The sequence below is a fragment of the Serratia ficaria genome (assembly GCF_900187015.1).
Lineage (GTDB): Bacteria > Pseudomonadota > Gammaproteobacteria > Enterobacterales > Enterobacteriaceae > Serratia > Serratia ficaria.
This window is the reverse complement of record NZ_LT906479.1, coordinates 1,961,819-1,984,313: the sequence shown is the minus strand read 5'-3', so window position 1 is coordinate 1,984,313 and position 22,495 is coordinate 1,961,819. Positions and strand designations below refer to the sequence as shown.

The 22,495-nt window shown below is 60.1% G+C and carries 24 protein-coding genes and 1 pseudogene; 16 read left to right on the top strand and 9 right to left on the bottom strand.

All coding sequences use genetic code 11. The features are described from left to right. Nucleotides 1-5: 5 nt before the first annotated feature. Complete coding sequence (locus CKW09_RS09315; protein ID WP_061798375.1) at nucleotides 6-1,019, top strand: Ldh family oxidoreductase; 1,014 nt, start codon at nucleotides 6-8, stop codon at nucleotides 1,017-1,019. A 40-nt stretch (nucleotides 1,020-1,059) separates the two neighbouring features. Here the strand turns inward: CKW09_RS09315 and CKW09_RS09310 are convergent, their stop codons facing one another. Beyond that, nucleotides 1,060-1,488, bottom strand: coding sequence for a universal stress protein (locus CKW09_RS09310; protein ID WP_061798252.1), 429 nt, complete (start codon nucleotides 1,486-1,488; stop codon nucleotides 1,060-1,062). 180 nt (nucleotides 1,489-1,668) lie between these two features. Then, nucleotides 1,669-2,367, bottom strand: coding sequence for an autoinducer binding domain-containing protein (locus tag CKW09_RS09305; protein ID WP_061798250.1), 699 nt, complete (start codon nucleotides 2,365-2,367; stop codon nucleotides 1,669-1,671). Between the two features lie 230 nt (nucleotides 2,368-2,597). Here CKW09_RS09305 and CKW09_RS09300 point away from each other — a divergent pair, with 230 nt between their 5' ends. Both CKW09_RS09300 and CKW09_RS09295 read left to right on the top strand, forming a co-directional pair. Continuing rightward, nucleotides 2,598-3,773, top strand: coding sequence for an MFS transporter (locus CKW09_RS09300; RefSeq protein ID WP_095096919.1), 1,176 nt, complete (start codon nucleotides 2,598-2,600; stop codon nucleotides 3,771-3,773). A gap of 65 nt (nucleotides 3,774-3,838) precedes the next feature. Then, the gene (locus CKW09_RS09295; RefSeq protein WP_095096917.1) at nucleotides 3,839-4,393 is read left to right on the top strand and encodes a hypothetical protein; all 555 of its coding nucleotides are present in this window, start codon (nucleotides 3,839-3,841) and stop codon (nucleotides 4,391-4,393) included. A gap of 127 nt (nucleotides 4,394-4,520) precedes the next feature. Here CKW09_RS09295 and CKW09_RS09290 read toward each other — a convergent pair whose 3' ends face one another. After that, nucleotides 4,521-4,823: a putative quinol monooxygenase gene (locus CKW09_RS09290; protein WP_061798247.1), complete on the bottom strand. Its 303-nt coding sequence runs from the start codon at nucleotides 4,821-4,823 to the stop codon at nucleotides 4,521-4,523. Nucleotides 4,824-4,962: 139 nt separating this feature from the next. Between CKW09_RS09290 and CKW09_RS09285 the strand changes: the two genes are divergently transcribed. Next, entirely contained in the window at nucleotides 4,963-5,472 is a 510-nt protein-coding gene (locus CKW09_RS09285) for a DedA family protein (RefSeq protein ID WP_061798246.1), read from the top strand. 640 nt (nucleotides 5,473-6,112) lie between these two features. Further along, on the top strand, nucleotides 6,113-7,513 hold the full coding sequence (gene cycA / locus CKW09_RS09280) for a D-serine/D-alanine/glycine transporter (RefSeq protein ID WP_061798245.1): 1,401 nt from the start codon (nucleotides 6,113-6,115) through the stop codon (nucleotides 7,511-7,513). Between the two features lie 45 nt (nucleotides 7,514-7,558). On the opposite strand, the gene rutR is transcribed toward cycA, so the two are convergent. Continuing rightward, nucleotides 7,559-8,197: an HTH-type transcriptional regulator RutR gene (rutR, locus tag CKW09_RS09275; RefSeq protein ID WP_061798243.1), complete on the bottom strand. Its 639-nt coding sequence runs from the start codon at nucleotides 8,195-8,197 to the stop codon at nucleotides 7,559-7,561. Between the two features lie 331 nt (nucleotides 8,198-8,528). Here rutR and rutA point away from each other — a divergent pair, with 331 nt between their 5' ends. The 6 genes and pseudogenes from rutA to rutG all read left to right on the top strand — a co-directional run bounded on the left by rutA (nucleotide 8,529) and on the right by rutG (nucleotide 13,501). Next, complete coding sequence (gene rutA, locus CKW09_RS09270; protein WP_061798240.1) at nucleotides 8,529-9,629, top strand: pyrimidine utilization protein A; 1,101 nt, start codon at nucleotides 8,529-8,531, stop codon at nucleotides 9,627-9,629. Further along, nucleotides 9,629-10,413: pseudogene (rutB, locus tag CKW09_RS09265) on the top strand (pyrimidine utilization protein B); the annotation flags it as partial. The gene rutA and the pseudogene rutB, both read left to right, overlap by 1 nt. Beyond that, entirely contained in the window at nucleotides 10,409-10,795 is a 387-nt protein-coding gene (rutC, locus tag CKW09_RS09260) for a pyrimidine utilization protein C (protein WP_061798236.1), read from the top strand. The pseudogene rutB and the gene rutC, both read left to right, overlap by 5 nt. A 10-nt stretch (nucleotides 10,796-10,805) precedes the next feature. Continuing rightward, a complete protein-coding gene (rutD, locus tag CKW09_RS09255; RefSeq protein ID WP_061798234.1) occupies nucleotides 10,806-11,591 on the top strand; it encodes a pyrimidine utilization protein D in 786 nt (261 codons plus the stop codon). Between the two features lie 20 nt (nucleotides 11,592-11,611). Next, nucleotides 11,612-12,148, top strand: a complete 537-nt coding sequence (gene rutF, locus CKW09_RS09250) for an NADH-dependent FMN reductase RutF (RefSeq protein WP_095096914.1) — start codon at nucleotides 11,612-11,614, stop codon at nucleotides 12,146-12,148. Nucleotides 12,149-12,181: 33 nt separating this feature from the next. Continuing rightward, nucleotides 12,182-13,501, top strand: coding sequence for a pyrimidine utilization transport protein G (gene rutG, locus CKW09_RS09245; protein WP_061798230.1), 1,320 nt, complete (start codon nucleotides 12,182-12,184; stop codon nucleotides 13,499-13,501). Nucleotides 13,502-13,528: 27 nt separating this feature from the next. Here the strand turns inward: rutG and CKW09_RS09240 are convergent, their stop codons facing one another. Continuing rightward, the gene (locus CKW09_RS09240; RefSeq protein WP_095096911.1) at nucleotides 13,529-14,446 is read right to left on the bottom strand and encodes a DMT family transporter; all 918 of its coding nucleotides are present in this window, start codon (nucleotides 14,444-14,446) and stop codon (nucleotides 13,529-13,531) included. A gap of 67 nt (nucleotides 14,447-14,513) precedes the next feature. On the opposite strand from CKW09_RS09240, the gene CKW09_RS09235 reads away from it, so the two are divergent. After that, complete coding sequence (locus tag CKW09_RS09235) at nucleotides 14,514-15,089, top strand: helix-turn-helix domain-containing protein (RefSeq protein ID WP_095096908.1); 576 nt, start codon at nucleotides 14,514-14,516, stop codon at nucleotides 15,087-15,089. Between the two features lie 9 nt (nucleotides 15,090-15,098). Here CKW09_RS09235 and CKW09_RS09230 read toward each other — a convergent pair whose 3' ends face one another. Then, nucleotides 15,099-16,022 (bottom strand): LysR family transcriptional regulator, encoded by a 924-nt coding sequence (locus CKW09_RS09230; RefSeq protein ID WP_095096905.1) that lies wholly within the window; start codon nucleotides 16,020-16,022, stop codon nucleotides 15,099-15,101. A 68-nt stretch (nucleotides 16,023-16,090) separates the two neighbouring features. On the opposite strand from CKW09_RS09230, the gene CKW09_RS09225 reads away from it, so the two are divergent. From CKW09_RS09225 to CKW09_RS09210, 4 genes are all read left to right on the top strand, one after another. Further along, nucleotides 16,091-16,708 (top strand): LysE family translocator, encoded by a 618-nt coding sequence (locus CKW09_RS09225; protein WP_095096902.1) that lies wholly within the window; start codon nucleotides 16,091-16,093, stop codon nucleotides 16,706-16,708. A 79-nt stretch (nucleotides 16,709-16,787) separates the two neighbouring features. After that, the gene (wrbA, locus tag CKW09_RS09220) at nucleotides 16,788-17,387 is read left to right on the top strand and encodes an NAD(P)H:quinone oxidoreductase (RefSeq protein WP_061798222.1); all 600 of its coding nucleotides are present in this window, start codon (nucleotides 16,788-16,790) and stop codon (nucleotides 17,385-17,387) included. A gap of 303 nt (nucleotides 17,388-17,690) precedes the next feature. Next, nucleotides 17,691-19,151 carry a TrkH family potassium uptake protein gene (locus CKW09_RS09215; protein WP_095096899.1) on the top strand — a complete coding sequence of 487 codons (1,461 nt, stop codon included), beginning with the start codon at nucleotides 17,691-17,693 and terminating at the stop codon, nucleotides 19,149-19,151. A gap of 163 nt (nucleotides 19,152-19,314) precedes the next feature. Then, nucleotides 19,315-20,112, top strand: a complete 798-nt coding sequence (locus tag CKW09_RS09210; protein WP_061798374.1) for a DNA/RNA non-specific endonuclease — start codon at nucleotides 19,315-19,317, stop codon at nucleotides 20,110-20,112. Between the two features lie 45 nt (nucleotides 20,113-20,157). Here the strand turns inward: CKW09_RS09210 and CKW09_RS09205 are convergent, their stop codons facing one another. The 3 genes from CKW09_RS09205 to CKW09_RS09195 form a co-directional block, all read right to left on the bottom strand. Then, entirely contained in the window at nucleotides 20,158-20,658 is a 501-nt protein-coding gene (locus CKW09_RS09205) for a helix-turn-helix domain-containing protein (protein WP_061798218.1), read from the bottom strand. A gap of 93 nt (nucleotides 20,659-20,751) precedes the next feature. Beyond that, on the bottom strand, nucleotides 20,752-21,276 hold the full coding sequence (locus CKW09_RS09200; RefSeq protein ID WP_061798216.1) for a hypothetical protein: 525 nt from the start codon (nucleotides 21,274-21,276) through the stop codon (nucleotides 20,752-20,754). 135 nt (nucleotides 21,277-21,411) lie between these two features. Further along, complete coding sequence (locus tag CKW09_RS09195) at nucleotides 21,412-22,482, bottom strand: fimbrial protein (RefSeq protein ID WP_095096895.1); 1,071 nt, start codon at nucleotides 22,480-22,482, stop codon at nucleotides 21,412-21,414. Between the last annotated feature and the right edge of the window lie 13 nt (nucleotides 22,483-22,495).

Genomic DNA, 22,495 nt, shown 5'->3' with positions numbered 1-22,495 from the left:
CGGAGATGACGCAAACCCATAACCTGTCGTTGGATCAGGCCTACCAGCTGGCGCTGCGCGCCCTGCTCAGCAATGGCTTCAGCCAGGCGCACGCCGAAGCGGTGGCGCAAAATGTCACCCGGGGCGAACGCGACGGCTGCGCCTCGCACGGCCTTTACCGCCTGCTGGGCTGCGTCCGTTCATTGCACGCCGGCAAAGTTTCCGCCGACGCGCAGCCCAGGCTTCTCGACAGTGCGCCGGCGATCCTGCGGGTGGACGCCGGCGGCGCCTTCTCGCTGCTGGCCTATCGCCACGCGCTGCCGGCCTTTATCGACAAGGTGCGCGCCAACGGCATCGCCGCGCTGGCGATTAACCGCTGCGTGCATTTTTCCGCCCTGTGGGCCGATATCGAACCCCTGACCGAGCAGGGCCTGGTGGCGCTGGCCTGCACGCCGAGCCATGCCTGGGTGACGCCGGCCGGAGGCAGCCGCCCGCTGTTCGGCACCAATCCCATCGCCTTCGGTTGGCCACGGCCCGGGCTGCCGCCGTTTTTATTCGATATGGCGACCAGCGCGGCGGCGCGCGGCGAAATTGAGCTGCACCGCCGCGCCGGCACTCCGCTGCCCGAGGGCTGGGGCATCGACAGCGCCGGCAATCCCAGCACCGACGCCGCCAGCGTGCTGGAGGGCGCGATGCTGACCTTTGGCGGGCATAAGGGATCGGCGCTGGCGGCAATGGTGGAACTGCTGGCCGGGCCGCTGATTGGCGATCTGACCAGCAAGGAGTCGCTGGCCTACGACGAACGGACCGGCTCTTCGCCCTACGGCGGTGAACTGATTATCGCCCTGGATCCCGAACGCTTTCTCGGCGCGGATAAGGCGAAGTATTTCGCCCGGGCGGAAGCGATGTTTGCCGATATGCGGGATCAAGGCGCGCGCATCCCCGGAGAACGGCGCTATCAGCGGCGACAACAGAGCGAGCGCCTGGGGGTAGAGATCCCGACGGGGCTGTACGACGAGATTGTGGCGCTGTGCCGTTAACGGAGGCAGGCCGCGGGAACGGCGGCCTGCCTTGCGCGAATTAACGGACCACCATCACCGATATATTGGCGTGGCGAACGATAGCGGCGGCGTTGGAGCCCAGCAGGTAGGTTTTCACGCTCGGGCGGCGCGAGCCAATGACGATCAGGTCGGCGTCGATCTCTTCGGCCAGTTCCAGCGCCTGATCGCGCGGCGAGCCAAAGCTGATGGTGTAATTCAGGCGATCCAGCGGAATGTCGATTTCGGACATGATTTTCTTCAGCTTATCGACCGCTTTCACTTCCGCCTGGTTCTCGAATTCCTTGATGCCAAACGAATAAGCGGTAACAAATGCCGAGGCATCCGGCAGCGCATGGAAGAAATGCACCCGGGCGCCGGACATTTTCGCCAGATACTCCACGTGCTGAAGCGCATGCTCGGTCAACAAATCCTCTTCAATGTCTATCGGCACTAAAATGGTCTTGTACATATCACGTCCTTTCTATGTAAACCGGGGAGCTTATAGGGTACTGCCGGGCATGCGCGGGGTGAACCGCTTTATCGCGCTTTTGTGATCGGCGGTAAATACTGGGACAGGCAATTGATATTTTAACAAAATATAAACATAGCGCGGTTAACGGATAGTCAATTAATTATTATTTTCTCGCGATTAAATAAGCTGCAAATAAACCGCCTTGGCGGTGGCCGCGGTTTTATTGGCGACCGAGAGCTTTCTAATGGCGTTGCCGATATGAAAATTAACCGTACGTTCCGCAAGGCTCATGATAATAGCGATCTCCTGCGCCGTTTTCCCTTCGCTGCACCAGCGTAAAACGTCTTTTTCTCGCGGCGTCAGCACGTCTTTAATCGCCTCGTCGCTTTCCGGGAGCAAGGCTTCGCGCAATGTTTGATGCGCCGCCTGCGCCAGCCCAAGAAACTGGTGCTGCCTCGGCATATCGGCGGCGCTCTCCAGCGGCGGAGCCTGGCTTCCCGCCAACGTCAGAATGCCCACCCGCCCATGGCAATCCTTCACTGACTGCGTCCAGCCGGCGGCCAGCCCCTGTTCGGCCATGCGTTGCCACAGCGCGAGGTTGCCCTGATAGAAGCCATGGTCCCAGGCGAACCTCAGGGTGGAACGCTGCGCCTGTTCAATGACCGGATCGCGCAAATAATCGCGACCATGACGATAATCCTCGATAAATTCCAGCGGATAATTGCTCTCCATCGCCATTTTGGGGTGGCGAAGCGGGTAACCGGAGAAAACAATATAACAAAAGCGCTCAAATCCCAGCGCGCGCGTCTGCACTTCAAGCTGCGCCAGGAAATTATCGGCCTGAGCGTTTAACGCCTGTCGGTGGTCAATAATCATCACTGCCTCTTCGATAACCTGAATATTCCGCAGCTAACTGTATAACAGCCAGGCATTTTATCGACAGCCGTTTTATATAACGAAATGGACGGTCATAAAACCCATCGCCACCGTCGCCGGCCTAGCACAGGCGGAGGGCCGGATGAAGCTGTCAGTTTTGCCACTTAGCCGGGATCGGTAAACCGATTATTCTGCCTGCGAACATCACCGTTTTTAACCAGAGAGTTAACATGCTTAAACGCAGTGACGACGGGTACTTGATCGCCTCAGGTCTGATGGCGCTCGGCACCTTTGCCATCGGCACCGACGCCTTTATTGTCGCCGGCATGCTCAGCCCCCTCGCCGCTACCCTGGCGGTCGCTCCCGCTCAGGCGGGGTGGCTGATTTCAATCTTCGCCCTGGCCTACGCGCTGTTCGCTCCACTGAGCGCCTGGCTGCTGGGCCATCTTAACCGCAGGCGCATTCTGCAGTTGGCGCTGGCGTTGTTTATCGTCGGCAATCTGACGTGCGCATTTGCCGCCGGCTATCTGCAGCTTTCGCTTGGCCGCATATTGGCCGCGCTGGGCGCGGCCTGTTACACCCCGCAAGCGGCGGCGGCCGCCGCCGAGCTGGCGCCCGAAAAACGCCGGGGCCGGGCCATTTCCATCGTCTATGGCGGCATGACGCTGGCTATCGCCCTCGGCGTCCCCTTCGGCACCTTCTTCACCCAGCTCATCGGCTGGCGGGAGGTGTTTGCGCTTATCACCCTGCTGGGCGCCGCGGCGCTGCTGGGGCTTTCGCTGGCGCTGCGCCCGCTGGCGGCGCCGGGCAGCTACGGCCTGAAAGCACGGCTTGCCCCGCTGCGGCAAAAAGCGGTGCTGACCACCTTGCTGATCGCTTTCTTCGCCGTCTGTTCCGAACACCTGGTATACAGCTATGTCAGCGTGCTGCTGCGGCATACCCGGCTTGGCTCGGAACGGATCCTGCCCTTCGCGTTGCTGGCGTTCGGCATCGGCGCGGTCATCGGCAATGCCGTTTCCGGCAAGCTGACCGATACGCTCGGCAGCAGGCTTACCCTGTTGCTTTCGATCACGGCCCAGACGCTTACACTGCTGTTGCTCGGTTTCTCCCTGGCCTCGCCCTGGCGGGTGTTGACCCTTTTTCTGGTTTGGGGCATTGCCGGTTGGATGTATCTTGTGCCCCTCCAGCATCACCTGCTGGCACTGTCAAAACGCGCCGGCCCGTTAACCGTCGCACTGAACGGCTCGGCGCTGTACGCCGGCATCGCCGCAGGCGGCATGCTGGGCAGCTTCGCGTTAGCCGGCCAGCCCGCTGACCGGTTGCCGCTGTTCGCGCTGCCGTTCGGTGCCATCGCCCTGCTGCTGACGCTCATCGGCTTCAAGAAAGAGGAAAATACGGGGGGGTAAATCGACCGCCGCGCCAACGTTCGGTAAACTTGGCGCATCAGAGCGATATTTCAGGGAAAGATAACATGGGACTGCTGGACAAGTATTTGCATGAATACCAATTCTCGGAGCGCCACGCTATCGAGATCCTAGCCCCGTCCTCCCGGGTGATCGCGGCCGTTGCGGCCTACGATCCGCAGCATGACCGTTTCTTTCGCGCCATGATAACCATACGGGAGCTGCCATCCCGGCTGATGGCGCGCCAGGCGCCCCCAGCGTCGTTTGGCCTGCATGACTTTTGCCTGCTGGAACAAAACGACGTGGCGCTGGTTTATGGCCTGATTGGCCGCTTCTGGCAGGCCGGCTACGGCCTGGTCAAGATAAACGATGGCGCGGCATTCCTCACCTTTCGGCAGCCGGGAGTGGCCAAGCTGGCATTGGGTTATGCCGTACACCCCGGGCGAAACGGCCGCTGTCGCCTGGTGACGGAGACCCGCATTTTCTGCCCCGATCGCGCCAGCCGCCGGCGATTTACCCCTTATTGGCTCGCCATCCGGTTGGTCAGCGGCCTGATCCGTCGCCGGATGTTGCACGCTATCAAAGCCGCCAGCGAGGCCGCTCCGGCTGCGTCCCGCCCATGATTCACCGCATCAATGTTCGTTTAGGAGCATTCTTAGTGAATGACAATCATTATCAGCCTATTTTTTAATCACTATAAGATATGTTAGAGAAGCCATTGACCCCGCTCCCCTGCGGGGCTTTTTTTGTCTATTCATCGCCCGCATCCGGGAAAGGCTGCATAAACAGAAAGGCGCAGGGCTGGCGCTGATGCAGGTTAATCTGGGGCACCAGGCGCTTGAAATGCTCGCTTTGGCAGTGCGCGTCCAGCGCGGCGCGATCGGGCCAGCTCTCGACAAAGATAAAGTGCCCGGGGTCCTGATGATCGATACACAGCTCATAGGAGATGCACAGCGGTTCCCGCCGGGTTTTCTCCACCAGCTCGCGATACAGCGGCATGACCTTGTCGATATGCTCCGGCTTGATAAAATCTTCTGCTATGACCTTCAACATAATCCTTCCCCTCGTGAGTTTTGCGTTTGTATGGCGTCACCCTAACCTAAAGAGGCGGACGCGCGCCCAGCTGATTGAGCTCTTATTGATGTTATAAATGGGACACTGGTCACCAAACGACAATTATCCGAGGTGGCCGATGGCTCCGCTCACGCAGATGATCGCCAAATACAGCCCGGAACCTGAATTCCTGCTGCTGCTTATCTTTCTGTTCTCGCTGGGGAAGTCGGTTATTTTTGTTTCATCCGTGCTGCCTCCGGCTTCCGTCACGCTGTTGTTGGCGATCCTGGCGGGCAAACATGCGCTGCCGCTCGGCGCTGTCTGGAGCGCCATCACGCTGGGGGCCGCTCTGGGTTCGATCCTGTCATTCCACTGCGGCGCGCTGCTGTGCCGCCGCGGGCCGATGACCTGGCTGCCGGCGCGGTTTGATGCTCCGCTGCGCAAGGCGCGGCTGGCGCTGCAGGAACAAGGCATGCCGCTGCTGTTCGCTTCGCGCTTTTTGGCGGTGATGCGTTACACGGTTCCGCTGATGGCCGGGATGCTTTCGCTGCCGCTGAAGCCGGTATACCTGACTTCGGCGTTTTCTGCCGCCGCCTGGGCGCTGGCGCTGATGTCGGTCGCTCACCTGTTTCCGCCCATTTTGACCTGAAAGATTCTTGGGTGAACCGCGACGCCAGCGCGTGGCCGCACAAAAAATCAGGGGGACGATTGGCCGCCAAAGCCGCCGATAACACCACAATTTGCGCCAGATCACCTTTCTGAACATCGGTCAAAAAACTCGGATTTATTGTTGAACGGCGAGCGGAAAAAACCGCCGAAGAAGCGAAGCGAGAGAAAACGTCGGGCGTAACGCCCTGATTTGGTTGGTGGGTGCTCCAGGATCCGCGCCTGCGCCCCATTGAGTCACCGCCAACGGAGCTGCCCGCTGAGCTCACGGCCCCGCAGGTTAGATTCATCGTCTCCGCATCGTCGGTGTCAAACGCTTACACTCATTACTTTTTTTCATGCGAAATTATCAACCCTCTGTTTTATCAACGAGATAAGCCGCATAAGGTCTGTTAATCCGGCGTTTTGAAGAGTAATCTTCCGCCCCCTGAACGTCCGATTTGCCTCCGCAGTGTAAAGAACAATCGACTTTTATCCCTCGCATAAATGTTGTAAACATGTTGCACAAAGGTGGCGTTATTGCACTACCTTACTGAAACCGGACCAACCGGATAAACGTATAAAAAAGAGCCACTTCAGAGCTCACTATTTCACCAATGACAGGTAAAACAGGACATCATCAGATGGTAGATCACTCTAAAATAGCGACGGATGCGACGCCCGCATCAGAAGATCATCTACGGCGAAACCTAACCAACCGACATATTCAACTGATCGCCATCGGCGGTGCCATCGGTACGGGTCTGTTTATGGGTTCAGGCAAAACCATCAGCCTGGCCGGTCCTTCCATCATCTTCGTGTACATGATCATCGGCTTTATGCTGTTCTTCGTGATGCGCGCCATGGGCGAGCTGCTGCTGTCCAACCTGGAATACAAATCCTTCAGCGACTTCGCGGCGGACCTGCTCGGCCCCTGGGCCGGCTTCTTCACCGGCTGGACCTATTGGTTTTGCTGGGTGGTGACCGGCATCGCCGACGTGGTGGCGATCACCGCCTACGCCCAATTCTGGTTCCCCGGGCTGTCGCAATGGATCGCCTCGCTGTTGTGCGTGCTGTTGTTGCTCGGTCTGAACCTGGCGACGGTGAAGATGTTCGGCGAGATGGAATTCTGGTTCGCGATGATCAAGATCGTCGCCATCGTCGGGCTGATCGTCGCCGGGCTGGTGATGATCGCCATGCAGTTCCAGTCCCCGTCGGGCAGCGTGGCCTCATTCTCGCACCTGTGGAATGACGGCGGCATGTTCCCGAAAGGCATCAGCGGCTTCTTCGCCGGCTTCCAGATTGCGGTGTTCGCCTTCGTCGGCATCGAGCTGGTGGGCACTACCGCGGCGGAAACCAAAGATCCGGAAAAAGTGCTGCCGCGCGCCATCAATTCCATCCCGCTGCGCATCATCATGTTTTACGTGTTCGCGCTGATCGTTATCATGTCGGTCACGCCCTGGAGCTCGGTCGTCGCTGACAAAAGCCCGTTCGTCGAGCTGTTCGTGCTGATCGGCCTGCCGGCCGCGGCCAGCGTCATCAACTTCGTGGTGCTGACCTCGGCCGCCTCTTCCGCCAACAGCGGGGTGTTCTCCACCAGCCGCATGCTGTTCGGCCTGGCGCAGGAAGGCGACGCGCCAAAATCGTTCGCCAACTTGTCAAAGCGCGCGGTGCCGGCCAACGGCCTGACCTTCTCCTGCATCTGCCTGTTGGGCGGCGTGGTGCTGATTTACCTGATCCCGAACGTCATGACGGTATTTACCCTGGTCACCACCGTATCGGCGATCCTGTTCATGTTCGTCTGGACCATCATCCTGTGTTCGTATCTGGTTTACCGTAAACAGCGCCCGGCGCTGCATCGGAAATCGATCTACAAGATGCCGGCCGGCAAGCTGATGTGCTGGGTGTGCATGGCGTTCTTCGCCTTCGTGCTGGTGCTGCTGACGCTGCGCGAAGATACCCGCCAGGCGCTGATCGTCACGCCGCTGTGGTTTGTGGTGCTCGGCCTGTCCTACCTGTTCCTGCGCAAGAAGAAAACCGCTTGATGTGGCAAGGGGACGGGCAACCCGTCCCCAGGCTTCTCCGGCGGCTCAGCGCGGCCGGATCCCATCGATAATCACCCGCTGCACATTCTCTACCGTTTGCCGGAAAAAGGCGTCGTCGTCCAGCGTCTTGCCGGTCACCGCTTCCACCTGCACCCAAAAATCCGCGTAGTGCTGGGTGGTGGCCCACAGCATGAAAATCAGATGGTGCGGCTCCACCGCCGCAATGTGGCCTGCGGCCACCCAGCGTTCGATCATCGCCGACTTTTCGTCCACCAGCGTCTTCAGCCCCCCTTCCAGCTCGCGCTTCAGCAGCGGCGCCCCCTGGATCATTTCCAGGCAAAACAACCGCGAAGCCTGCGGATGATGGCGCGAAACCTCCAGCTTCAGGCGAATGTAATCGCGGATCGCCTGCAGCGGCTCCTGATCGGCGCGCAGCGCCTTCAGCGGCGCCAGCCAGACGTCAAGAATGCCTTTCAGGACCGCAACGTACAGATCCTCTTTCGACGGGAAGTAGTACAGCAGATTGGTTTTGGAGACGTCGGCGCGCTCCGCCACCTGATCGAGGCTGGTGCCATGAATGCCGTACAGCGAGAAAAACTCCAGCGCCGCATCCATGATGGTGCTGCGTTTGGCGGCCACCGCGCGTGAACGGCGCGTAGACGGTTTGACGGTGGGTGACTTCACTGCGGCTCCCTGGGGTTAGCGAACTCGGCAGCCAGCATAGCAAAGCCTTCGGGTGAAACCCACGCTTTTGCCTACCTCCTTCAGGGGATAACCTGCACCTTTTACGAGCAAGGCCGCCTGTTTATCGTGCAGTTATTTTTGACCAAATGGTCTGTTTTGGACCATTCGCTCCGACCGGAAACCGCAAACCACAGACAACAAACTGATAAATAACCCGTTTTAAAAACTGGCACCGGGTTTGCAAAACCTCTTCAGCGCCGCGCAATTCGGAACCCGCAGGAAGCACTCAAGCAGCGCCTGAAACCGTCCCTTAGCAGACCGAGGTGTTTACATGAAAATTGGCGTATTTATCCCGATCGGCAACAACGGCTGGCTGATTTCCAGCGCCGCGCCGCAGTACCAACCGACGTTCGAATTGAACAAGACCATCGTGCAGCAGGCGGAACGCTATAACTTCGACTTCGCCCTGTCGATGATCAAGCTGCGCGGCTTCGGCGGCAAAACCGAATTCTGGGACCACAATCTGGAGTCGTTCACTCTGATGGCCGGGCTGGCGGCGGTCACCACCAGGATCAAGATCTACGCCACCGCCGCCACGCTGACCATGCCGCCGGCGATAGTCGCGCGCATGGCGTCCACTATCGACTCCATTTCCAACGGGCGCTTCGGTCTGAACGTGGTGACCGGCTGGCAAAAGCCGGAATACGAGCAGATGGGCATGTGGCCGGGCGATGATTACTTCAGCCGCCGTTACGACTATTTGGCGGAGTATGTCAGGGTGCTGCGCGACCTGTGGGGCAGCGGAAAATCCGACTTCAAGGGCGAGTTCTTCCAGATGGACGACTGCCGCGTCAGCCCGCAGCCGCAGGCGGACATCAAGGTGATCTGCGCCGGTCAAAGCGATGCCGGCATGGCGTTCTCGGCCAAATACGCCGACTACAACTTCTGCTTCGGCAAGGGCGTCAACACGCCGGCCGCCTTCGCGCCGACCGCCGCACGGCTGAAAACCGCCGCCGACGCCGCGGGCCGCAGCGTCGCCTGTTACGTGTTGTTCATGATCATCGCCGACGAAACCGACGAAGCCGCCCGCGCCAAATGGGAAAGCTACAAGGCGGGCGCCGATACCGAAGCGCTGGCCTGGCTGACCGAGCAAAGCGGCAAGGACACCCGCTCCGGCGCCGACGCCAACGTGCGCCAGATGGCCGATCCGACCTCGGCGGTGAACATCAATATGGGCACGCTGGTCGGCTCTTACGCCAGCGTGGCGCGCATGATGGATGAAATCGCCGCCGTGCCCGGCACCGAAGGCGTGTTGCTGACCTTCGATGACTTTATCAAAGGGGTGGCCGACTTTGGCGAACGCATCCAGCCGCTGATGAAAAGCCGCGCCGACGTCTGCCCGCAGACCGCCGAAAAACGCGAGGTGGCCTGATGGAACGCACGAATAGTCAGCCGGTGGTTCATCGCGGTTCGCCGGACGCCGGCCCGGCAGTCACCCTGCCCGCCCGTCCGGAGGCCATTGCGTTTTCGCCGCAGGAAACGGCGCTGATCGTGGTCGACATGCAAAATGCCTATGCCTCGCAGGGCGGCTATCTCGATCTGGCCGGCTTCGACGTTTCGGCCACCGCGCCGGTGATCGCCAATATCAAGCGCGCCATCGCCGCCGCGCGCGCCGCCGGCATCCGGGTGATCTTTTTCCAGAACGGCTGGGACAATCGGTACCTCGAGGCCGGCGGGCCGGGTTCGCCCAACTGGCATAAATCCAACGCGCTGAAAACCATGCGCCGGCGCCCGGAGCTGCTGGGCAAGCTGCTGGCCAAGGGGGAGTGGGACTACGCCCTGGTGGATGAACTGCAGCCGCAGCCGGGCGACATCGTGCTGCCGAAACCGCGTTACAGCGGCTTCTTCAACACCCAGCTCGACAGCCTGCTGCGCTCCTACGGCATTCACCACCTGGTGTTTACCGGCATCGCCACCAACGTCTGCGTCGAATCCACGCTGCGCGACGGCTTTTTCCTCGAATATTTCGGCGTCGTGCTGGCGGACGCCACGCATCAGGCCGGGCCGGCGTTCGCTCAGCAGGCGGCGCTGTACAACATCGAAACCTTCTTCGGCTGGGTATCGGACGTCGACAGCTTCTGCGAGGCGTTGAGCGCCCCGCTCCGCCAGTCGGCGTAACCGCGACCTTCAGCCTGCATCAGGAGCAACGCTATGCCAAAAACACCCATTACGCCGCCGGGCAGCGGCACGCCGCTGGCCCCCTTCGTTCCCGGCACGCTGGCCGACGGCGTGGTTTACGTCTCGGGCACGCTGGCGTTCGACCGGCACAATAACGTGCTGCACGTCGGCGACGCCGCGGCGCAAACCCGCCACGTGCTGGAGACCATCAAGCGCGTGATCGAAACCGCCGGCGGCACGATGGACGACGTCACCTTCAATTCGATATTCCTGACCGACTGGCAAAACTACGCCGCCGTCAATCAGGTCTATGCGGAGTATTTCCCCGGCGACAAACCGGCGCGCTACTGCATTCAGTGCGGGCTGGTCAAGCCGGACGCACTGATAGAAATCGCCACCATTGCCCATATCGGACGCTGAGGAACCCTCGATGTATTTTGAAATTACGGGAAAAGACACCCCGCTGGCGCCTACGCTGGTGCTCTCCGCCGGCCTCGGCGGCGCCGGCAGTTTCTGGCAGCCGCAGCTCGCCGCGCTGGGAGAGCATTTTCGCGTGGTGGCGTACGACCACCGCGGCACCGCCCGCAGCCCGGCGAGCCTGCCGGACGGCTACAGCATGGCCGATATGGCGGAGGAGGTGCTGCAGCTGCTGAATTCGCTCGATATTGAACGCTGCCATTTCGTTGGCCATGCGCTCGGCGGCATGATCGGTCTGCAGCTGGCGCTCAGCCACCCGCAACGGGTGGAAAAACTGGCGGTGGTCAACGGCTGGCCGGCGCTGGACAGCCAGACCCGGCGCTGCTTCAGCGTTCGGCAGGATTTGTTGCTCAACAGCGGCGTCGCGGCCTACGTGCGCGCCCAGCCGCTGTTTCTGTTCCCCGCCGACTGGCTTTCCCGCCATGACGCGCTGCTGGCGGAGGAGCTGGCGCATCAGGTGGCGCACTTTCAGGGCACGGAGAATCTGCTGCGGCGCCTGCAGGCGCTGATGAATGCCGACTTTCGCCCCCACCTGGCGGACATCGCCACGCCGACGCTGGCGCTGTGCTCGCGCGACGACCTGCTGGTGCCCCATCACTGCTCCCGCACGTTGGCGGACCTGCTGCCGAACGGCGAACTGGCGCAGATGAGCTATGGCGGCCATGCGATGAGCGTCACCGACCCGGAAAACTTTAACCGCATCCTGCTCGACTGGCTGTTGCAGCCGCGACGGATTTAGGCCACAGGAGACATCTTATTATGCCTGGCACCCCTTTGATCTCCGGCGCGCCGTCGCGGCCGCCGCAGGTGGAAAAACAGGAGTTTCGCGACGCCATGGCCCGCCTGGGCTCGGCGGTGAACATCATCACCACCGACGGCCCCGCCGGCCGCGCCGGATTTACCGCTTCGGCGGTTTGCAGCGTGACCGACTCGCCGCCGACGCTGCTGGTGTGTCTGAACCGCGCCGCGTCGGTGTACGCGGCGTTCAAGCAAAATCAGGCGCTGTGCGTCAATACGCTGGCGGCCGAACATGAGTCGCTGTCCAACCTGTTCGGCGGCAAAACGCCGATGGAGCTGCGCTTTTCCGCCGCTCGCTGGTCAACGCTGGCCACCGGCGCGCCGCTGCTGCATGGCGCGCTGGCCTCGTTCGACTGCCGGATCGAGCAAATCGTCAGCGTCGGCACCCATGACATTCTGTTCTGTCGGGTGGTTGCGCTGACGTGCAGCGAAGACGGCCACGGCCTGGCCTATTTCGATCGCCGCTACCACCCGCTCCCGCGGGCGGCCGCGCAGTAACGTTCGACGTTCCCCCACACTCTGGAGATGACGATGGCGAATACCTGGTTTCCCCAATGGCGCATCAAACAAGGCAGCCTGGACGGCGCGGTAGTCGCCCCCGATGAGCGGCTGCCGCTGGGTCAGACCCTGATCATGGGGTTGCAGCACGCGGTGGCGATGTTTGGCGCCACCGTGCTGATGCCGTTGCTGATGGGGTTCGACGCCAACCTGGCGATATTGATGTCCGGCATCGGTACCCTGCTGTTCTTTCTGGTGGTGGGCGGCCGGGTGCCGAGCTACCTCGGATCCAGCGCCGCCTTCGTCGGATTGGTGATCGCCCTGACCGGCTACGGCGGCCAGGGCGCCAACCCCAACATCGCGCTGGCGCTGGGCGGCATTATCGCCTGCGGCATGGCGTATCTGTTGATTGGCCTGGTGGTGATGAGGATCGGCACCCGCTGGATCGAGCGGCTGATGCCGCCGGTGGTCACCGGCGCGGTGGTGATGGCCATCGGGCTCAATCTGGCGCCGATTGCGGTGCGCAGCGTTTCCGCCACCGCATTCGACAGCTGGATGGCGGTGGTGACCATCCTGTGCATCGGCACGGTAGCGGTGTTTACCCGCGGCCTGATGCAGCGGCTGTTGCTGCTGGCCGGGTTGATCGCCGCCTACCTGATTTATGTGGCGGCGACCAACGGCCTCGGGCTGGGCAAACCGGTGGATTACCGCGCGTTGAGCCAGGCGGCCTGGTTCGGCCTGCCGCAGTTCACCGCGCCGGTGTTCAACCTGCACGCCATGCTCTTGATCGCCCCGGTGGCGATCATTCTGGTGGCGGAAAATCTCGGCCACGTCAAGGCGGTGGCCAGCATGACCGGCCAGAATCTCGATCGTTATATCGGCCGCGCCTTCGTCGGCGACGGGCTGGCGACCATGCTGTCCGGATCGGCGGGCGGAACCGGCGTCACCACCTATGCCGAGAATATCGGCGTAATGGCGGTCACCAAGGTGTACTCCACGCTGGTGTTCGTCGCCGCTGCGGCGGTGGCCATCGCCCTGGGCTTTTCGCCGAAGTTCGGCGCGTTGATCCACACCATCCCCGGGCCGGTGCTCGGCGGCGCGTCGGTGGTGGTGTTCGGCCTGATCGCCGTCGCCGGCGCGCGCATCTGGGTGCAAAACAAGGTGGATCTGGCGGACAACGGCAATCTGATTATGGTGGCGGTCACCCTGGTGCTGGGCGCCGGCGATTTCGCGCTGTCGCTCGGCAGCTTCACGATGGGCGGCATCGGCACCGCAACCTTCGGCGCCATCTTCCTCAATGCGCTGCTGCGCAACCGCAGGATTTTACCGCTGGCGGAGAAGCAAGCGCCCTGAAACCGGTGCGGCCCGGTACGCCGGGCCCTATTCCGCCACTGCGGCGGGCTTTCCCTTGCGGCGCAGGCGCAGCTCGCTCACCAGCACCCCGATCACGATCATCGCCCCGCCCAACAGCGCGACGCCCGGCAGACGTTCCCCGGCGATGCGCCCCACCACCCCGGCCCATACCGGTTCACCGGCATAAATCACCGTTGCGCGCGTCGGCGACATGCTGCGCTGCGCCCAGTTCATGGTCAGCTGGATCATCGCGCTGGCGAGCCCCAGACCGATGGCGCTGTATAACAGATAGTCCGAATACGGCGGCGTCGATTCACCGGTCGGCGCCATCATCAGGAACGAGGCCAGCGAAGCGGTCGCCAGCTGTACGATGGTTACCCGGCGGATATTCACCTTGCCGGCGTAGGCGCCGATCAGGACTATCTCCGCGGCCATGCCCAGGGTGCCGACCAGCGTCAGGATCTCGCCGATGCTCAGCGTCATGTCGGCGCTGCTCGGCGCCGCCAGCAGCATCAGCCCGGTGAAGGCCAGTAAAATGCCGATCCAGGACATGATGCCGGGGAACCGCCCCAACACCAGCCACTGCAGCAACGGGACAATCGGCACGTACAGGGCGGTGATAAACGCCGACTGGCTGCTGCTGATGGTTTGCAGCCCGACGGTTTGCAACCCGTAGCCGAACATGATCGACACGCCGATCAGCATGCCGGCCTTGAGTTCGTACCAGGTCAGGCCGCGCAGCGCCCGCAGGGAAAACAGCGTCAGCACCAGCGTGGCGGTGGCGAAACGCAGCCCGACGAAAAAGAATGGCCCGCTGACCTGCATCGCATGCTGCACCGCCAGGAAGGTTCCGCCCCAGATCATGGTGATGAAGATCAACACCGCCTCCTGCAATCTAATCTGCGGAATAACGGCGGAAATAAAGGATTTTTTTACTGCTGACACCGGCTTGCCCTTCCTGCTGGGTGCAATATAATGCACAGATCCTGCCAGTATGAGACAAAGCCTTGTTATGAGCAATACGCCGCACAACGCGAAAAACCCCCCGCCCAAGGTGCTGCAATATCTGAGCAGCAACCTGCGCGGTTACCGCCAGCAGGCGGGTCTCAGCCAGATGGCGCTGGCCGAACTTTCGGGCGTCAGCCGCCGCATGCTGGCGGGGATCGAGGCCGGCGATCGCAACGTCAGCCTGGCGGTGTTGGACAAGCTCGCCGCCGCGCTGGGCACCTCGTTCACCGACCTGATCCAGGCGCCGGAAGCGCGCGGCAGCCATCTGGTCGGCGAGCTGGCCTGGCAAGGCGCGCAGCCGGCCAGCCAGGCGCTGTTCGCCGCCAGCGTGCCGGCGCACCAACGGGTGGAGCTGTGGGAATGGACGCTGATGCCGGGTGAACATTACGACTCGGTGCCGGACGCCGAAGGCTGGAACGAGATCATCTATGTGCTCGCCGGCACCCTGACGCTGTTGCTGGAGCGGCAAACCCTGACCCTGGCGGCCGGTGAAACCCAGGTGTTCAACAGCGACCAAAAATACGCCTACGCCAACCGCGGCGAGCAGCCGCTGCGCTTCATCCGCAACGTCGCCTTTTGATTTTCACGTTCAGGCGTCTGCCGCAAGCTGCAGCCATGCCGCCAGCCGGGCCAGCGCGCTGCCCGGCGCGATGGCCTGCCGCGTCAGCAAATAGTAGCCGCTGCCGTCCGGCGTGAAGCCGAAGGGGGCGCTCAGCAGCCCGGCTGCCAAGTCGTCCCGCACCTGCTGCCACGGGCCTATCGCCACGCCGAGCCCCGCCGCCGCGGCCTGCAAACTGAAATAGAAATGGTCGAAGCGCTGCTCGGGATGGCCTTCCAGCGAGACTCCCTGTTGCTGCGCCCAGCGCCGCCAGGCGCCCGGCCGGGTCGCGGCATGCAACAGCAGGGCATCGTCCCGCAGCCGCTGCAGACCGCCAACCGCAGACACCACCCGCGGCAACGCCTGCGGCTGGCACACCGGCCCCACTTTTTCGTTGAACAGCGCCACGCTGTGCGTCTGATCGCCCCAGTCAAAATCATTGCGCCTGATCGCCGCCGTAATGCCGTCGTGAAACGAAAACGCCCCGCCGCCGGCCACCAGCTGCAGAGTGATATCCGGATGCGCCCGTTGAAAGGCCGACAGACGCGGGATCAGCCAGCGCATCAGCAGCGTCGGCTCGCAGGACAATACCAGCGGCGCGTCCTGCGCCTGTTGCCGCAGCTCTTGAGCCGTGTGCTGCAGGATGCCAAACGCCTGCTGCGCCGCCTGAAACAGCCGGCGCCCCGCCGCGGTGAGGTATACCCGCCGGTGGCGGCGCTCGAACAGCGCAATGCCCAGTTCCTGTTCCAACCCCCGCACCGCGCGGCTGACGGCGCCGTGCGTCAGGCTCAGACTATGCGCCGCCTGGGTGAAGCTTTCCAGCCGCGCGGCGGCTTCGAAGCAGCGCAGGCCGCCCAGCGACAGCGGCCTATCGATCTTGCGTGAGTTTTTCTCACCGATATCGTCAGTTTTCATCGTTTGTCACCCTCGGTGATACCCCTTATAAATCAGTCACTCTCTGCTGATTTATCGATAGGATAACTATGACCGAACTCATCGCCGTCGTCACCATCACTTTACTCGCTGTGATCAGCCCCGGCCCGGACTTCGCGATGGTGTCGCGCAACGGCCTGCTGCTTTCCCGCCGCGCCGGCATGCTGACCGCCTGCGGCATCGGCGCCGGCGTGCTGGTTCACGTCAGCTACACGCTGGTCGGCGTCGGCGTGCTGATCCAGCAATCGTTATGGCTGTTCAACCTGCTCAAGGGGATCGGCGCCGCCTATTTGATTTATCTCGGCATCAAACTGCTGCGTAACGCGGCCCGGCACGCCGACGCCGCAGAGGCCCCTGCAGCCGCGATCGGCGATTTCGCCGCGCTGAAAACCGGTTTCCTGACCAACGTGCTGAACCCCAAGACCACCATTTTCATCGTCAGCCTGTTTATGCAGGTGGTGGATCCGCATACCTCGCTCGGGGTGCAAATCGGCTATGGGCTGTTTATCGCCGCAGCCCACGTGCTGTGGTTCAGCGCCGTGGCGCTGCTGTTCTCCGCGCCGGGGATCAACGCCCGTTTCCTGCGGCTGCGCACCGGCATCGACCGCGCCTTCGGCGGGCTATTGATCGCCTTCGGCGCGCTGCTGGCGATAGCCGGCATAAAATGACGCGGCAGGCCAAGTTCGCCATTCGCTTCTATGCTTAGCAAGGCATCTCTGTTAATCATCCTAAGCGGGAGTACGGAACATGGCGAAGGTCCTGGTGCTTTATTACTCAATGTACGGACATATCGAAACCCTGGCGCAGGCGGTGGCCGAAGGCGCGCGCCGGGTGAGCGGCGTGGAGGTCAGCGTGAAGCGGGTGCCGGAAACCATGCCGGCGGAGGCGTTCGCCAAGGCCGGCGGCAAAAGCGATCAGCCCGCGCCGATCGCCACCCCGCAGGAGCTGGCCGACTACGACGGCATCATTTTCGGCACCCCGACGCGCTTCGGCAACATGTCCGGGCAGATGCGCACCTTCCTCGATCAAACCGGCGGGCTGTGGGCCTCGGGGGCGCTGTACGGCAAGGTGGGCAGCGTGTTCTCTTCCACCGGCACCGGCGGCGGCCAGGAGCACACCATCACCTCCACCTGGACCACGCTGGCGCATCACGGCTTTATCATCGTGCCGATCGGCTACGCCACGCCGGAGCTGTTTGACGTCTCTCATACCCGCGGCGGCACGCCCTACGGCGCCACCACCATCGCCGGCGCCGACGGTTCGCGCCAGCCGAGCGCCGAAGAGCTGACCATCGCCCGTTATCAGGGCGAACATGTGGCAAAAATCACCGCCAAGCTGAAAAGTTAAGCTATTCCTGCCAGTTAGCCGCCTAATGGGGCCGGGCATACGCCGGCCCCATCTTGTTGCCGACCCGCCGCAGGGTTAAAATGCCGCTCTCCCGCCCTTCACTGCCTGAAGGGCGGGATCCAATTCGTTCTGCCCGTCACTCAGCGGCGCTTGCCCCGAGGACGGGCGTTCTGTTGAGCGGTTAAAAAACGTGCCAACAGTGCCAGGCGATATCAATTTTTACGCCTTTTTTATATCGCCTGCCTTATTCTTTATACACTTAACATTACTGACTCATCATTGGCAGGCAATTCGGGCAACAGCATGGTTAAAACCAAACAGATTCTGGTCGTTATTCATCTTTGCAGTTTTTTGGTCCTTCTTTATAGCCTTTCAATGATCCCCCCGCTGGCAGTGGCGCTGTTGTATAAAGAAAAGAGCGTGTTTTCTTTTTTCTATACGCTGGCGATCGCCGGCACCTTCGGTGCGCTGGGATGGTTCAGTACCCGGCAAGCGAAAGTACAGTTGCGCACTCAGGACGGATTTCTGATTATCGTGCTGTTTTGGCTGCTGTTTTCCGTCATCAGCGCCCTGCCGCTGTGGATCGACGACACGTTGAATATCGGCCTCGCCGACGCGATGTTTGAAGGGGTGTCCGGCATCACCACCACCGGCGCTTCGGTACTGAACGATGTCTCGGGCGTGCCGAAGTCCTTCCTCTATTATCGCTCCCAGCTCAATTTTATCGGCGGCCTCGGCGTTATTGTGTTGGCGGTAGCGGTATTGCCGCTGCTGGGCATCGGCGGCGCAAAGCTCTACCAGTCGGAAATGCCCGGCCCATTCAAGGAAGAACGCCTGACGCCGCGGCTGGCCGACACCTCCAAAAACCTGTGGCTCATTTATCTTGGCCTGGGATTGGCCTGCACGCTCGCCTTCCGACTGGCCGGCATGCCCTGGTTTGACGCGCTCTGTCACGGGATCTCCACCGTTTCGCTGGGCGGCTTTTCCACTCGCAACGAAAGTCTGGGCTATTTCGACAGCGCGGCGGTGGAAATGGTCGGCGGTATTTTCTCCATCCTGGCGGCGGTTAATTTTACCCTGTATTTCGTCGCTGTCGGACGCCGCAGCCTGAAACCCTTGTATCGCAACCCAGAACTGCGCTTCTTCCTGCTGGTGCTGGCGATTATCGTCGCTATCGTCTGCATCGAGCTGTACCGCTCCGGCATGTACGGGGCGGAAGATGCCTTCGTGCACGGTTTTTTCCTCACCAGCTCGATGATGACCGACAACGGCCTGGCCATCGCCGACTACGCCAAAATACCCTCGCACACCATCATGCTGTTGTTGGCGGCCAGTTTTTTCGGCGGCTGCGTCGGTTCGACCTGCGGCGGCATCAAGGCACTGCGTTTTCTGATCATGTACAAGCAGAGCCGGCATGAAATCAACCAGCTGGTGCACCCCAACGCTATTTTCACCATTAAGGTCGGCAACGCGCCGATCCAGGATCGGGTGTTGCGCTCGGTATGGAGTTTCTTCTTTCTCTATGTCTTGTTCAGCTGCCTTTTCATCTGGCTGCTTAACCTGATGGGCTATGACATGGTCACCGCTTTCGCCACCGTCGCCGCCTGCATCAACAACATGGGGCTGGGGTATGGCGAAACCGCCGCCGGATTCGGCACGCTGAGCGATGCGGCCAAATGGCTGATGTGCGCCGCGATGCTGCTTGGCCGCCTGGAGATCTACCCCATGCTCATCCTCTGCTCGCGCGCTTTCTGGCGCTTTTGACCGACGGCGCGCCGCCATCGGTGCTTTTCTGCGCCGCTCCCGCCCTGCCAAGCTCGACACATTAATAATATGAATGTGTTGCATTGTTGTATTCACATCACTGCGGTAAGTTCAATTTACTGTAAATACATACAGTATTTTTAAACTTATTGAGGATATGAATATGCGCTTAAACAAGATGTTAGCCCTGGCCACCCTGCTGCTCGCCGCACAGGCTTCAGCCGAAACGCTCGAATCCATCGACAACTGCGCGGTGGGGTGCCCGACCGGCGGCAGCAGCAATATGTCCCTCGTGCGCCATGCCTACACGCTGAACAACAACAGCACCACCAAGTTCGCCAACTGGGTGGCCTATCACATCACCAAGGAGACCCCGGCCAGCGGCAAGACCCGCAACTGGAAAACCGATCCGGCGCTCAACCCGGCGGATACCCTGGCGCCGGCGGACTATACCGGCGCCAACGCGGCGCTGAAGGTTGACCGGGGTCATCAGGCGCCGCTGGCCTCGCTGGCCGGCGTGTCCGACTGGGAATCGCTGAATTACCTGTCCAACATTACGCCGCAGAAATCCGACCTGAACCAGGGCTCCTGGGCGCGGCTGGAGGATCAGGAACGCAGGCTGATCGAGCGGGCCGACGTCAGCTCGGTGTATACCGTCACCGGTCCGCTGTTCGAACGCGATATGGGCAAACTGCCGGGAACCCAGAAGGCGCATACCATTCCCAGCGCCTACTGGAAGGTGATTTTCATCAACAACAGCCCGGCGGTGAACCACTATGCGGCCTTCCTGTTCGATCAGGATACGCCGAAGAACGCCGACTTCTGCCAGTATCGCGTGACGGTGGATGAAATCGAGAAACGCAGCGGCCTGATCATTTGGGCCGGCCTGCCGGAAGACGTGCAGGCCTCGCTGAAAAGCAAGCCCGGCGTGCTGCCGGAACTGATGGGCTGTAAGAACTAGCAGAAAGAAAAACCCGCCGCGGCGGGTTTATTTTTGACTATGGCCTCATATCAATTGGCAAAAACGCTTTACGTTCAATTTTCGCATGGCGTTCATCTTATGCTGGCTGACGGTTTTTTCCGAGATGCCCAGCTTCCTGGCAACGCCGGTATTCGGCGAACCTTTCAGCAACAAAGCCAAAACCAACAGCTCTCTGGGCGACAAATGCTGACCATGATTGCTGGCCATCAACCGCTGCATTTCGTCGAGAAACGCCTTTGGGCTAATATTTTTCTTCACGCAGTTGAAGTTGATCAGCCTGGCGGCCTTGACATCGGATAACACCATCACCTTATGCCTATCATCAGCCATCGTTGACAATAAGCTCATCGCATTAAACAGGGATGAAAATGAGACGATCGTGAGGTCCGCGTTACAATACACGAGCGAGTTAAGGCTGCCGGCAGGCATATAAACCTCTATAATCTCCAGACCGCCAACGTTTCTCAGCGTTAACACCGTGCCGTAGAGAAAGTAATAATCATCAGAGAAAATAGCTACGCGCATAAACCTATTCCTTGGGTGCCCTAAAAATCCAAAAATTACCGATGAGGATGCCCGATGCCGACGCGGCCATCCCTTTAACTGACGTTAATAAACTCATCTCACCGATCGGTATAAGGAGAGCAGCAAATCAGAAAGCCGGCAAACGGACTTCTCATCCAGTTGCATGATATCGTTTTCATTGTACTCCGCGTTTTTCAGCAGAATATCGTAGGCGCCTTCGGCAGCCAGCACCGCATCATGCCAGACCACGCTGTGTTCGAACTGAGAGGCGTTAAGGTATTGTCCGCCCTGACGAAAGCTGATGATAAAATCGTGAATGATATCCCTGACAATCAGCGCCTCGCCTCTTCTGATCCCCTGCTTAAGATTTATTTTATCTAAAAATACGCTCAACGTGCTGCGCAATGAAAATATGCTTTTAAACAGTTCCCCAGCGATATCCTTTGGCGTTTTGACACTTGTTGATATTATAAAAGGGAGTTCACGATGCTGTAAAATATATTGATACAGCCCATTTATCGCCGTGGTCGGCTTGATATCCAAGCCGCGTAAAATAACGTCAACTTCATCTTTTAACGATTTCTCCACTTTGACGCCGATCTGGATTTGTTCCGTCATACAATTCATCCTCAACATAGAAATCCGGATTACACATAATATTATGCAGGTAATAATATTCGCCATCATTTATCATGTTAAGATTTTTCGTATCAGTCACAACTTATTTTGTATTATACAAGGCAAAATTATTGATTACTTGTATATAATATTCAGCGTCGCTGATGAATTAATCGCACCGCTGGTCGCGCCGCCCAGGTTATAAGGGTAGTAATACGCCGCCATGCCAATAGCAAAGCGATTATTCAAGGCGCCTCCTGCCGGTACGTTGAATAATGAGGTGGCGCTACCGCGATCGACATTTGACAGCGACATCATCACCGGCGAATTTGACGTATCCATCTTAACCAGCCGAATGCCGATGCCTTTGGCCGCGTCGGCGCTGTTGTCAATCAGCACCGTATGGTCAGATGACAGCAGATTATTGCTGGAGAGAAACATATCGATCGCCCGATCGGAAGTGCCGTTGGCTCGCATGTTCTGGCAGCTCAAATTCAGCGTGAAAGGCGTAAGGCCGCTGCGGCTGTTTTTCCCCACCTGCGCCAGCCCCACCGTCGGCAGTTTTACCGCCAACCCCGCGTTGTCAAACGAGCAGGTCGTCATCTTGGGGGCATACTTGATGTTCATCGGCTGCCCATACATATCGCGCTGATCGTAAGGCCAATGAAAACCGTTGAATAACCAGGTTAGAATTTTCCCCAGTTGCTTTAACGGCCAGGCTATTATTTCTAAAAAAGACAGGCCGCTCAGATCGGTAACGAACATCACATCATCAATAGGGTAGGTGTCCCCCGCGATCACCGCCGAGCCGGTTTTGCTCACCAGGGAAAAACGGATGGTCATCGGTACGTTCAACTCGGAGGCGGTATGCGATCCCCAGCCGCTCAATTCCTTGTTCGTGACATCGTTGGTGATTTCCGCCCGCACCCAGTACTTGCCGTCGCTGAATCCCAGAATGGTGGCTTTGGAACTGTCGGTGGAGAGTATACGCGTGTAGCCGAAGGTGCTGCTGCCGGTGGTGCAGCTGAACGTCCCGCTGTATTGCGTGTAAAAACTCCCCTGCCAGACCGGGTTTTGCTCGGTCAGCTTGTCGGAAAGATCGACAAATATCGGTGCCCCATATTGAATGCCGTTGCCGTAGCAGCTTGCATAGCCGTAGCCGCTGAACAATCCGCACAACAGCAGCAGAGAAAATATCCTGATCATGGCGTTTCGTTAT

What these genes read in the sequence shown, in the direction of transcription:
- rutF (WP_095096914.1), top strand. Translation starts at nt 11,612, where the DNA reads ATGCCTGGCACCCCTTTGATCTCCGGCGCGCCGTCGCGGCCGCCGCAG.
- CKW09_RS09305 (WP_061798250.1), bottom strand. Translation starts at nt 2,367, where the DNA reads ATGATTATTGACCACCGACAGGCGTTAAACGCTCAGGCCGATAATTTC.
- wrbA (WP_061798222.1), top strand. Translation starts at nt 16,788, where the DNA reads ATGGCGAAGGTCCTGGTGCTTTATTACTCAATGTACGGACATATCGAA.
- CKW09_RS09225 (WP_095096902.1), top strand. Translation starts at nt 16,091, where the DNA reads ATGACCGAACTCATCGCCGTCGTCACCATCACTTTACTCGCTGTGATC.
- cycA (WP_061798245.1), top strand. Translation starts at nt 6,113, where the DNA reads ATGGTAGATCACTCTAAAATAGCGACGGATGCGACGCCCGCATCAGAA.
- CKW09_RS09290 (WP_061798247.1), bottom strand. Translation starts at nt 4,823, where the DNA reads ATGTTGAAGGTCATAGCAGAAGATTTTATCAAGCCGGAGCATATCGAC.
- CKW09_RS09210 (WP_061798374.1), top strand. Translation starts at nt 19,315, where the DNA reads ATGCGCTTAAACAAGATGTTAGCCCTGGCCACCCTGCTGCTCGCCGCA.
- rutC (WP_061798236.1), top strand. Translation starts at nt 10,409, where the DNA reads ATGCCAAAAACACCCATTACGCCGCCGGGCAGCGGCACGCCGCTGGCC.
- rutD (WP_061798234.1), top strand. Translation starts at nt 10,806, where the DNA reads ATGTATTTTGAAATTACGGGAAAAGACACCCCGCTGGCGCCTACGCTG.
- CKW09_RS09195 (WP_095096895.1), bottom strand. Translation starts at nt 22,482, where the DNA reads ATGATCAGGATATTTTCTCTGCTGCTGTTGTGCGGATTGTTCAGCGGC.
- CKW09_RS09310 (WP_061798252.1), bottom strand. Translation starts at nt 1,488, where the DNA reads ATGTACAAGACCATTTTAGTGCCGATAGACATTGAAGAGGATTTGTTG.
- CKW09_RS09315 (WP_061798375.1), top strand. Translation starts at nt 6, where the DNA reads ATGACGCAAACCCATAACCTGTCGTTGGATCAGGCCTACCAGCTGGCG.
- CKW09_RS09300 (WP_095096919.1), top strand. Translation starts at nt 2,598, where the DNA reads ATGCTTAAACGCAGTGACGACGGGTACTTGATCGCCTCAGGTCTGATG.
- rutA (WP_061798240.1), top strand. Translation starts at nt 8,529, where the DNA reads ATGAAAATTGGCGTATTTATCCCGATCGGCAACAACGGCTGGCTGATT.
- CKW09_RS09235 (WP_095096908.1), top strand. Translation starts at nt 14,514, where the DNA reads ATGAGCAATACGCCGCACAACGCGAAAAACCCCCCGCCCAAGGTGCTG.
- CKW09_RS09230 (WP_095096905.1), bottom strand. Translation starts at nt 16,022, where the DNA reads ATGAAAACTGACGATATCGGTGAGAAAAACTCACGCAAGATCGATAGG.
- CKW09_RS09200 (WP_061798216.1), bottom strand. Translation starts at nt 21,276, where the DNA reads ATGACGGAACAAATCCAGATCGGCGTCAAAGTGGAGAAATCGTTAAAA.
- CKW09_RS09205 (WP_061798218.1), bottom strand. Translation starts at nt 20,658, where the DNA reads ATGCGCGTAGCTATTTTCTCTGATGATTATTACTTTCTCTACGGCACG.
- CKW09_RS09215 (WP_095096899.1), top strand. Translation starts at nt 17,691, where the DNA reads ATGGTTAAAACCAAACAGATTCTGGTCGTTATTCATCTTTGCAGTTTT.
- CKW09_RS09295 (WP_095096917.1), top strand. Translation starts at nt 3,839, where the DNA reads ATGGGACTGCTGGACAAGTATTTGCATGAATACCAATTCTCGGAGCGC.
- rutG (WP_061798230.1), top strand. Translation starts at nt 12,182, where the DNA reads ATGGCGAATACCTGGTTTCCCCAATGGCGCATCAAACAAGGCAGCCTG.
- CKW09_RS09285 (WP_061798246.1), top strand. Translation starts at nt 4,963, where the DNA reads ATGGCTCCGCTCACGCAGATGATCGCCAAATACAGCCCGGAACCTGAA.